At 48.3% G+C, this 10,794-nt stretch carries 9 protein-coding genes and 1 tRNA gene; 5 read left to right on the top strand and 5 right to left on the bottom strand.

Features of this window, described 5'->3' with window-relative positions:
- Window positions 1–76, bottom strand: a tRNA-Asn gene (locus QL223_RS20665).
- A gap of 756 nt (window positions 77–832) precedes the next feature.
- On the opposite strand from QL223_RS20665, the gene QL223_RS20660 reads away from it, so the two are divergent.
- Together QL223_RS20660 and QL223_RS20655 are read left to right on the top strand one after the other, a co-directional pair.
- Window positions 833–1,600 carry a class II aldolase/adducin family protein gene (locus tag QL223_RS20660; protein ID WP_281545814.1) on the top strand — a complete coding sequence of 256 codons (768 nt, stop codon included), beginning with the start codon at window positions 833–835 and terminating at the stop codon, window positions 1,598–1,600.
- A gap of 33 nt (window positions 1,601–1,633) precedes the next feature.
- Complete coding sequence (locus tag QL223_RS20655; RefSeq protein ID WP_002541964.1) at window positions 1,634–2,809, top strand: mandelate racemase/muconate lactonizing enzyme family protein; 1,176 nt, start codon at window positions 1,634–1,636, stop codon at window positions 2,807–2,809.
- 82 nt (window positions 2,810–2,891) lie between these two features.
- Here the strand turns inward: QL223_RS20655 and QL223_RS20650 are convergent, their stop codons facing one another.
- Both QL223_RS20650 and QL223_RS20645 read right to left on the bottom strand, forming a co-directional pair.
- Window positions 2,892–3,737 (bottom strand): amidohydrolase family protein, encoded by an 846-nt coding sequence (locus QL223_RS20650; RefSeq protein WP_281545813.1) that lies wholly within the window; start codon window positions 3,735–3,737, stop codon window positions 2,892–2,894.
- A gap of 2 nt (window positions 3,738–3,739) precedes the next feature.
- Window positions 3,740–4,468, bottom strand: coding sequence for an SDR family oxidoreductase (locus QL223_RS20645; protein WP_281545812.1), 729 nt, complete (start codon window positions 4,466–4,468; stop codon window positions 3,740–3,742).
- Window positions 4,469–4,644: 176 nt separating this feature from the next.
- Here QL223_RS20645 and uvrB point away from each other — a divergent pair, with 176 nt between their 5' ends.
- The 3 genes from uvrB to QL223_RS20630 all read left to right on the top strand — a co-directional run bounded on the left by uvrB (window position 4,645) and on the right by QL223_RS20630 (window position 8,787).
- Complete coding sequence (gene uvrB / locus QL223_RS20640) at window positions 4,645–6,669, top strand: excinuclease ABC subunit UvrB (protein ID WP_281545811.1); 2,025 nt, start codon at window positions 4,645–4,647, stop codon at window positions 6,667–6,669.
- A 303-nt stretch (window positions 6,670–6,972) separates the two neighbouring features.
- The gene (gene luxO, locus QL223_RS20635; protein ID WP_002541958.1) at window positions 6,973–8,424 is read left to right on the top strand and encodes a quorum-sensing sigma-54 dependent transcriptional regulator LuxO; all 1,452 of its coding nucleotides are present in this window, start codon (window positions 6,973–6,975) and stop codon (window positions 8,422–8,424) included.
- 3 nt (window positions 8,425–8,427) lie between these two features.
- Complete coding sequence (locus tag QL223_RS20630; RefSeq protein WP_002541956.1) at window positions 8,428–8,787, top strand: Hpt domain-containing protein; 360 nt, start codon at window positions 8,428–8,430, stop codon at window positions 8,785–8,787.
- Here the strand turns inward: QL223_RS20630 and yvcK are convergent.
- Both yvcK and QL223_RS20620 read right to left on the bottom strand, forming a co-directional pair.
- A complete protein-coding gene (yvcK, locus tag QL223_RS20625; protein ID WP_281545810.1) occupies window positions 8,749–9,636 on the bottom strand; it encodes a uridine diphosphate-N-acetylglucosamine-binding protein YvcK in 888 nt (295 codons plus the stop codon). The two genes, QL223_RS20630 and yvcK, sit on opposite strands and share 39 nt — an antisense overlap.
- A gap of 163 nt (window positions 9,637–9,799) precedes the next feature.
- Window positions 9,800–10,369 carry an LON peptidase substrate-binding domain-containing protein gene (locus tag QL223_RS20620; RefSeq protein ID WP_002541953.1) on the bottom strand — a complete coding sequence of 190 codons (570 nt, stop codon included), beginning with the start codon at window positions 10,367–10,369 and terminating at the stop codon, window positions 9,800–9,802.
- Window positions 10,370–10,794: the final 425 nt, after the last annotated feature.

Here is a 10,794-nt window from a genome sequence, read left to right as displayed (position 1 = left end):
TGGCTCCCCCTGCTGGACTTGAACCAGCGACATACGGATTAACAGTCCGCCGTTCTACCGACTGAACTAAGGGGGAATCGCTCAAAGCGGGGCGAATCTTAGCTATCGCCCTGTGGGCTGTCAACCACCGAAAACGCACATTTTGAGGAATTTAAATCATCTGCTTAATGTGCGATCAAGATTGGCTGATTTTTTGTTCTGTGGGCTTTGTATGGTGCAAATAAAGGCTTGGATCTCTGTCTATTTAAAAATTTTCAGCCGTCTTCACTACACCTCTAACGGGCGATGTGTTTGCCTATGTCATTACGCTTCGGATAAAGGCTTTACTTAGATTGAACAAAACTTAAGCAATGCTGGGGTTGGGTGTGTCTGCCTGTTGGCTTAAGTGCGCAAGATGGTAACGAGATCCGGTAAATTGATAGTGTGATATAGCTCTCATAAGTGCTTTTCGTGTGCGATCAGTCGATTTACTGTCGAATATGGGAAAAAGGGTTTGACATTTTGGAACACTTTTCTGGTTTGCCTTCGCGAGGGTTACCCACAAAATCTGTGGATAAGTGTGTTAATCAACACTTTTATCCCCATCAGATCTCATTGTTGAGTATGCTGAGTAGAAGAAGAATTGAACGCTTTAGTACGAAAAGCTTTAAATACAAAGTGATTGAATGATTTTTGTCCAGTTGATCGTCGGTAAATGATAATTTCGAGTTGTGCACATTGCCTGTGTTAATTATTTTCTTCCCAAGGCCGCACAAATTCGCCAGTTATTTGCCTGCCGAGCACAAATAAGACAAGCTGAAAGGGCAGGGAACGAGCAAAAAAGGAATAAACTGTGGAAGCGCTACCCAAACTGAACCTCAAAGGAAAAATCAGCGAGATTGAATGGCAACGTCGAGTCGACCTAGCGGCTTGCTATCGTCTCGTCGCCCATATGGGCTGGGATGACCTTATCTATACGCATCTCTCTTTACGTATACCTGATACCGATACTTATCTGGTGAATGCCTTTGGTGTGGCATTTGACGAAGTCACCGCTTCGAATCTAGTAAAAGTCGATTTGGATGGAAATATCCTCGACGACACCCCTTTCAATATTAACCCTGCCGGTTTCACCATTCACAGTGCAATCCATGAAGTGCGTTCTGATGCACACTGTGTGATCCATCTGCATACCAATGAGACCATTGCGGTCGCGAGCCAAAAAGAAGGTTTATTACCGCTTAGCCAGTATTCGATGTTTTCACTGCCTTCGCTTTCTTATCACGGATACGAAGGTCTTGCGGTGAATGCAGATGAGCGAAAGCGATTGCAGGAAGATCTTGGTAACACCAATCATATGTTGCTGGTTAACCATGGTGGTTTAACCTTAGGCCCAACCGTGGGCGACGCCTTCATGCGTTTTTACGATATGCAGCGCGCATGCGAAGTTCAGTTAATGTTGCAGGCAGCAGGCAAAGAAGCCGTTTCTGTTCCTCAGCCTATTCAGAACAATATTTTTGCTCAGGCAAATGTTGTTCATTCCGGTGCGACAGGCGGGCAACTCGCTTGGCCATCACTTCTTCGAAAAGCTTGGCGCATTGACCCAAGCTTTATGGAATAAAGACAAAATAAAAAGACGATTTGGAGTACATGGATGAAAGTCACGTCAGTCGAAGTTTTCGATATTCATTGCCCGGAAAGACCGCCTTGGAACCCGGTATTTGTGCGTATTCACACTGATGAAGGGATCAGTGGTGTGGGCGAGGCAGGCCTTGCTTACGATTTGGGGCATAGCGCAGCCGCAAACATGATTAAAGAAATGGCCGAGGCATTCTTAATTGGTCATGACCCATTTCAGACAGAAATGTTGTGGTCGCGTATGTTGCGAGAGAGTTTCTGGGGATTAGGTGGTGGTCCTGTTGTCTATGCCGCGATGAGTGCGATTGATACTGCGCTTTGGGACATCAAAGGAAAGGCACTTGGCCTTCCTGTCTACCAACTTCTGGGTGGTAAGGTAAATGACAAGCTGCGTACTTATGCTTCTCAGCTTCAGTTTGATTGGGACAAAGAGTTCAAAGCACTGTCACAGCCGGAAGAGTATGCAGAAGCGGCGCTTAAAGCGATTGCTGAAGGTTATGATGCGGTCAAGGTTGACCCCATCATGTACGACAAAGATGGCAACACCTACTACGAGCGCACCAAAATCATTTCCCGTGCAGAAATGAAATTGTACCGCGCGCGTATGAAAGCCATTCGTGAAGCGGTAGGTGACGAAGTGGACATCATTTTTGAATGCCACAGCTTGCCGGGTGCAACAACGGCGATTCAGCTGGGTGAGATCGCTGAAGAGTTCGACTGCATGTATTACGAAGAGCCGGTGAACTACCTCAACCATTCCCTGCATAAGAAGGTGGCTGACCGCGTTAACGTGCCAATTGCCGGTGGCGAGCGTTTGTATAACCGTTGGGGTGTGCGCCCGTATCTGGAAGACCAAAGCGTTGACGTGCTGCAGCCGGATATCGGCCTGTGTGGCGGCTTTACTGAAACGAAGAAAGTCTGTGATTACGCAGATATCTTCGATGTTCGCATTCAGGCGCACGTTTGTGGTGGCCCTGTGGCGACTGCGGCTTCATTGCATCTGGAAACGGCAATTCCTAACTTCCTGATCCACGAGCATCATACATATGCGATTAAGTCCTGGAACCGCGAGCTATGTATTCAGGATCCTCAGCCGGTGAATGGCTTCTTTGAGGTGTCAGAAGAGCCGGGTATTGGCATTGAGTTGAACGATGAAGTGGTCATGCGCTCACCACGTATTGAGATTAAGTAATCGCTCGTTCGGATAGTTAAGAAACAACCCGCCTTTGAGCGGGTTGTTTTTTCTCTACCGTTCAGCCAAAGATCAACAGATCCTAGAAACGATAAAACGTGGAGGCGTTTTGGTACATGATCTTCTGGAAATATTCCCTGGGAAGATTGAGTGCCAGATAGTCCTGCCAAAGCTCGGTGTAAGACGTTCTAAACAGTGTCAGAGGGAAATTGCTCGCCAGCATGACTCGGTCATGTCCAAATGCTGCAACTAAAGTTTCGACGGTTTGTGCAATGGCTTTAACCGAGAAGTGTCTGTCCGTCATTTCCCAACCTGATGCCTTCACCCAAAGGTTATTCAAACCAGAAAGCTTCCCAATATTTTCCTTCCAACCCGATGAATCTGCTGGTGGTGGAAAACCAGCGTGATTAAGGACAACATTGAGAGAAGGTAACTGACCAATGACATCGAGAAATGCTGCAACAGCTCTGTCGTCGTTGGCATCAAACTGTGCTTCGAAAATCAAACCTTCTTTTTCTAGATGGATGAGATTCCGCTTTACCTGCTGATTGCTTAACAAGGCTACTGCGTCATTGTCCAGTATATGTCGGACCCCCACCACAGAGCTCAGCGTTTTTAAGCGTGTCACTTGTTCACTGAAGGCTTCGGAAGAGAGAGTCAGATCAGCGCAGGCAATACTTCTGAATGGCAATTGGCAGGTACTTTCCAGCCATTCAATTTCTCGCCAGGGGGCTTGATTATCGAACCCTGCTTCAACGTGCACAAAGCCCGCGAGTTCTGCGGGTGCAGAAACCTGCAAGTCTGCTTCAGAAAAATCCCTTTGTATAACGGCTTTATCCTGCCAGAAGGGGGGATTGCCAGTTTGTAGCCAATCGTATTTACCTTTGTGGCGATCGAATAAATGCAGGTGAGGATCGATAAACTTCATGGTTATTGTGCCGTGTAGCCGCCATCAACAGCATGAAGGCTGCCCGTGATAAAACTGGCTTTGTCGCTGGCGAGGAATACGACCATGTTGGCTACTTCTTCCGGCTGAGCGATGCGTCCCAGTGGCTGCAAATTACCTTCTTCTTTGTGAACGGCTTCTTTATCTGCACCTGAACGCTCGCAGTAGGCATCAATTGCTTTATGATACAGCGGCGTCTCTGTGGTACCAGCACATACGGCGTTGGCGCGGATGTTGAACTGGGCATAATCGAGCGCAGTGGTTTTTGCCATCGACGCAATCGCGTGCTTACTCAGGTTATAAGCAAAGGAATTGCCTTTAGCGATGGTGCATTGGTCTGAACCAAGAAGCACGATACTGCCAGATTTCGCCGCTTTCATGGTTGGCAGGCAAGCACGAATCGCGTAGTAAGCGCCTTTGACATTGATGCTCATGACGCGATCGAAGTCTTCTTCACTGGTGTTTTCAATGTTTGAGCTGAAATGGACACCAGCGTTACATACCAAGGCATCAATCTGACCTTCGTTAGCAATGACCTGATTAACCGCGGCATTGACAGCAGCTGAGTCCGTCACGTTGCAATCCACCCAGTTTCCGCGAGGGCCTTGCTGAATATCCAGCGAGTAAACGGTGTATCCCTCTGCAATAAATCCATCGACGACCGCTAGGCCGATCCCTGCTGAGCCACCGGTTACTACCGCTACTTTTTTCATTATTTTCCTTAGAGTTTCATGTTGGTGGACTGTGCCGACCTCTTTAGTATGGAAGAGATCTTCGGTGTGGAAACCGAGCGTGTCAACAACTCTGAGCCTTGTCAGCATCTTGTCAGTTGACTTAGGGGAATGAGCGCGCAAAATGAGTGGTTTGATGATTGAGCCACGGAAGCAAGATGGGCAAGACTTTTAAACTGCAATCACCATTTAAACCCGCAGGCGACCAGCCTACCGCCATCAACCAATTGTTGGATGGACTGGATTCTGGTCTTGCACACCAAACGCTGTTGGGTGTGACAGGTTCGGGGAAGACTTACACCATGGCCAATGTGATTGCCGAGGCGGGACGCCCAACCATGATATTGGCGCCTAACAAAACGCTGGCAGCGCAGTTATACGGTGAGATGCGAGAGTTCTTCCCGGAAAATGCGGTGGAGTATTTCGTTTCTTATTACGACTACTACCAACCAGAAGCCTATGTGCCTGCTTCCGACACCTTTATTGAAAAAGATGCGTCTATCAACGAACACGTTGAGCAGATGCGTCTCTCCGCAACCAAAGCCCTGATGGAACGCCGCGATGTCGTGATTGTTGCTTCCGTCTCTGCGATTTACGGTCTGGGTGATCCTGATTCCTATCTCAAGATGATGCTGCACCTGCGCCGTGGTGACATGATAGAGCAGCGCTCGATTCTACGCCGGCTTGCAGAGCTTCAATACACCCGGAACGATCAGGCTTTTAGTCGCGGTACCTTCCGCGTTCGTGGTGAAGTGATTGATATCTTCCCGGCAGAATCTGATCGCGATGCTATTCGCATTGAGCTATTTGATGATGAAGTGGAATGCATCAGTGTCTTCGACCCGCTGACGGGAGCGATTTCTGAACGTAATCTGCCTCGGGCGACGATTTATCCGAAAACCCACTATGTGACGCCGCGTGAGAAAATTCTGGACGCCATTGAGCACATCAAAGTTGAACTGGCTGACCGGAAAAAAGTCTTGTTGGAAAACAATAAGCTGATTGAAGAGCAACGTATTTCCCAGCGAACCCTATTTGACCTCGAAATGATGCAAGAGCTGGGTTATTGCTCAGGGATCGAGAACTACTCTCGCTACTTGAGTGGCCGAACGGAAGGGGAGCCGCCTCCAACACTGTTTGACTACCTGCCTGCTGATGGTCTTCTCATCATCGACGAATCGCATGTGACTGTGCCGCAGATAGGCGCGATGTATAAAGGTGACCGCTCGCGCAAAGAAACGCTGGTGGAGTATGGCTTTCGGTTACCTTCAGCACTGGATAACCGTCCGCTCAAGTTTGACGAGTTCGAAGCACTGGCACCGCAAACCGTCTATGTGTCTGCAACGCCGGGTAAATACGAGCTGGAAAAATCTGATGGGGAAATCGCTGATCAGGTTGTGCGACCGACTGGTCTTCTTGACCCAGAAATAGAAGTGCGTCCAGTAGCGACTCAAGTGGACGATCTGCTGTCAGAAATTCGCCTTCGCACGCAAAAAGATGAGCGTGTATTGGTAACGACGCTGACTAAGCGCATGGCAGAAGACCTCACTGAGTATCTGGAAGAGCATGACGTGCGTGTTCGTTACCTGCACTCAGACATCGATACAGTAGAGAGGGTAGAAATCATCCGGGACTTACGCTTGGGTGAATTTGATGTACTGGTAGGGATTAACTTGCTGCGGGAAGGTCTCGACATGCCAGAGGTGTCACTGGTGGCCATTTTGGATGCGGACAAAGAAGGTTTCCTGCGTTCAGATCGTTCGCTTATTCAGACAATCGGGCGTGCAGCGCGTAACTTAGCAGGTAAAGCCATTCTCTATGGCGACACTATCACGGGCTCGATGCAGCGTGCGATTGAGGAAACCGAGCGTCGCCGCGCCAAACAACAGGCACACAATGAAGAACATGGCATCGTGCCGCAGAAGTTGAATAAGAAAATTGCAGATGTGATGGAACTTGGCGGCAAGCGTCGACCTCAAAAACCGAAAGTGTCTGCATCACTTAAAGCAGTGGCAGAAGAAGATGCGGCCTATGTGGCTAAATCACCTCAACAGATTGAGGCACAGATTCAGAAGTTGGAAGCGCAAATGTATGAGGCTGCCCAGAACCTGGAGTTTGAAACAGCAGCGGGCTTGCGAGACGAAATCGCTGATTTGCGTGCATTATTCATTCGAAACAGCTAAAAAAAAGCCAACCGCAAATAGGTCGGTTGGCTATCTTGTTTCAGTGAACGAAGTGCTCACAAACAACGTCAGTTGGCTAGGTGACCCAGAAGGGTCGCTTTTAATAATGCAGTAAGTGTGCCAACATTTTTACCGCTCAATATCGCAATTTCGGTTCATTAGAACAATCTTATTTGCAATTTCTTTTGCAAATTGCAATGCAAAACGCGCCGATAGTGCTGTGTAGACAAAAATCGGCGTTATACTGGTACTGACTTTCTAATAAAAAGATAGATTTATTTGGGGATCGATGGCGGGGGTTCAATGCTAGATTCTGGCGCCAAAAAACGCATTTTAATGGTGGAAGACACGGCTTCAGTGGCTGCTTTGTACAAGTCTTATCTTAACCCACTTGATGTGGAGGTTGAGATTGCAAGTACTGGCCAAGAGGCCATCCACCACTTTTCTTCAGGCAGCTTTTCATTGGTTCTTTTGGATCTGCGCTTGCCTGATATTTCCGGTTTCGACGTGCTTTCCGAAATTCGACAACACCACCCTGACATTCCGGTGGTGATCATGACTGCGCATGGATCAATTGATGCGGCAGTTGAAGCCATGCGTTACGGGGCGAGTGACTTTCTGATCAAGCCGTGCGAGGCGGACTTGTTACGGGTAACTGTCAATAACGCACTGAAACCAAAGAGTAAAATCGGAGGGCAATCACCTGAGGGAGCATACTACGGCTTTATTGGTCACAGTGTTCCGATGCAGGCGGTTTATCGTGTTATCGACTCGGCAGCACCGAGTAAAGCCACGGTATTCATTACGGGTGAAAGTGGCACAGGTAAAGAGGTGTGTGCGGAGGCCGTGCATGCGGCAAGCTCGCGTGCCAAAAAGCCGTTTGTGGCAATCAACTGTGCAGCGATACCCAAAGATCTCATTGAGAGTGAATTGTTTGGCCATGTAAAAGGTGCCTTTACTGGTGCTGCGTCCGAGCGCGAAGGCGCGGCGGAAATGGCCGATGGTGGTACCCTGTTTTTGGATGAAATCTGCGAAATGGATTTGGATCTTCAATCCAAGCTGCTGCGTTTTATTCAAACGGGAACCTTCCAGAAAGTAGGTTCTTCCAAAGTAAAACAAGTCGATGTGCGGTTTGTTTGTGCGACAAACCGTGACCCTTGGGAAGAAGTGCTGAAGGGCAATTTCCGTGAGGACCTCTACTATCGACTACACGTTATTCCGTTGGCATTGCCTCCTCTGCGTGATCGTGGTGAAGACGTGGTTGAGATCGCGCAATCGTTGTTGCTGATGTTTGCGATGGAGGAAGGAAAAGATTTTCGTACCTTCAATGCTGAGGTGACCAGCCGTCTGTTGACCTACGAATGGCCCGGAAACGTTCGCCAGTTGCAGAACGTTATTCGCAATATTGTCGTGTTACACAATGCGCGAGAAGTCACAGAACAAATGCTGCCACCGCCGCTAAATACAGTTTCTGGTGTCAAAATTGCATCTACTCCTGCTAGAGCAACTGCGCAAGCTGCAATTGCTCCTTCGCGCGACGAAAATTTTGCTGTCGCGCCAGCGTTAGTAAACCAGGGGACAGTGACGAAAGCTGACATTGAACCTCTTTGGTTGGTTGAAAAGCGAGCGATACAAATTGCGATTGACGCGTGTGATGGAAACATCCCGCAGGCTGCAGGCCTGTTGGAAGTGAGCCCATCGACTATTTATCGCAAGCTGCAAAGTTGGCAAGAATCACAAGAAAAAAGGAACTGAGTTATGGCGTCGACAGTGAATCATGAGACGTTGCGGCGGCTGGCGGTTGAAGTAGGCGAAGACACGGTATCTTCGCTTCTCGTGGTATTTAGTGACGAACTAACCCGATATTCAGATCAACTTTCAGAAGCACCAAGCGCAATGCAGGTACGTGAAATTAGCCACGCAATCAAAAGTAGTGCGGCCAGTTTCGGCGCAGACGAATTGGCAGAATTGGCACGTGAGTGTGAATCTCGTGTCAAACAAGGCCAAGAATCATGGGTTCATGACCAATTGCCTCGTCTGACAACAATGCTGCAGGGTACTGCAGTTCAATATAAAGCGTTAGCAGGTCAGCAAGATCTGCTCGATCGACTGGGATAATTTGTCCCTGTCATGACGCCACTGGTGGTTGGCAGAGGCCAAGTCTGCCACCACTTGCTGGTGCTCATCGCCGAGCTCTTCATCGATATCCGGTCCCAATACCAAATCTATTCCGCGACCACCCATAGAGCGTTCACACCAATTCAGCATGGTTTTGAGAGACATTTGCCCTGCAGGCCCCTGTTCCTTTCCTAGATTTCGGATAAAGATAACTTTGGCTTGCGTTTGCTTGAGTGCCCGGTTTATTTCCGGCAACAACAGAGGCGGCATGACACTGGTGAGGAAGCTTCCAGGTCCCAATACCACCAGATCTGCTTCTTGAATAGCCATTACCGCTTCTTTGGTTGCTGGAACAACCGGTTCCAACATCAAACGAGCTGGTGGTTCAGGTAATTCATCGACATCTGTTTCGCCTGCAATCACTTCCCCTGTGCTGGTTTGCGCAGCCAGATCGGCAGGGTGCTCAGACATCGGAACAATATGGGTGGATACTTTGAGCATATCCCGAATGAGGTTGATAGCCTCAAGTGGGCGGATAGACAGGTTGTCCAATGCTGTCAGCATTAAATTGCCCAAGTTATGACCATCAAGCTCACCGTTACCTTTAAACCGGTACTCGAATATCATTGAACCGATTGAAGGTTCAGTGATCAGCTGATTAATGCAGTTTCGGGTATCACCCCAGGCAATCCCGCCCTGGCAGGCACGTATCCGGCCGGTAGAGCCGCCATTGTCTGTTGTTGTTACAACACCTGTGACATGCTCTCCGTGCTCGCGCAACGCTGACAAGACACGACCTAGGCCATGCCCACCGCCAACAGCAACGATTTTTTGTTTTGGTTGTTTCATCGCACTTCGTTTTTAATCATTTCTATTGCCAATAATAAGGTATGACTCGAAAAAGAATTCGGTTTCTCTCGCTTTTTTAACCGATTTTTAAGTTTCTGGTCACGCAAAGAACAAAAAAAGACCAGTCTGAACTGGTCTTTTTAAGCGGTGAGGGTGGGAAAGATTAGTGAGGATCTTTCATCAGGCTGAGCAGGTATTCTGCGGTGTCACTGCAGGTATGAGCAGCCATGAGAACTTGTTTTTCACTCGCGGGTATTGGTAGCAATTCCAACCAGCGCTGACAAAGCCAGCTTAAGTCATCAAAGTTTGGTTTTTTGTGCAACGAGCTCAGCTCAGGATAGCGCTCAAACATAATCAGCAGGCGCTCTGCCAAAGGTTGAGCGTCGTTACTGACTGCACGTTCCGGCCATGCTGGCAGAGTTTGGCAGACGGCTTCGACAACGCCAGCTTCGTTTTCCTTAATGCTGTCGATCACAAAGCTTTCGTGACCGCATACTGTTATCGTTAGCGCTCCGCTATCTGCAGCCACGCTGAAATCTTCGATAGTGACCCTTGTTCCAATACCTGCGCCAATAGGGCTGGTTTCGTCCATGCAAACGCCGATGTCCATGCCGTTACGCATCGCATACTTCACGGTGTTCAACTGTTCTCCCGGTGTCACGCGCAACGGCAGACGGCCGGAAGGAAGGATATGACGGTTGTTGAAGAGGATTGGCAAAGTAATTGTCATCATTAGCTCCCGGTTTTTGCTGGTGGCTTAGCACTTCTTCCCTGAGCCACCTTTTCTTATGTGTTTAATCGGAACTACTTAAATACCCGTGTCGTACAATCGATAGTGCAATTTCAATGCCCAGACATTACATGACTGATTTTACGGACATTTCATTTTCCGTGTCGCAAAATGCAATTCGAATTTGCGATTGGCGAACTATCAAAATGCAATGACATCACGTTTTGCCTTGATTGAGTATGGATCGGAAAAGAGGTGTTGGCTTGAAATTTCCGTTTCCAAGTCCAAATAGACATCCCACACATCGGTTGTGACAAAATTGTGCGTTAAGGTTCCGTCTCAGATCTGTTTGTGTTTTGAGACAGTGAGTAAAAAGTTAAGGCGTTGGCATATCTGCACGAAAGTGAGGGACATTTCTTGTTAGCAAA

This window comes from Grimontia sp. SpTr1, assembly GCF_947387585.1.
Taxonomy (GTDB): Bacteria; Pseudomonadota; Gammaproteobacteria; order Enterobacterales; family Vibrionaceae; genus Enterovibrio; species Enterovibrio indicus.
This window is presented reverse-complemented; position numbering and strand designations above follow the sequence as displayed.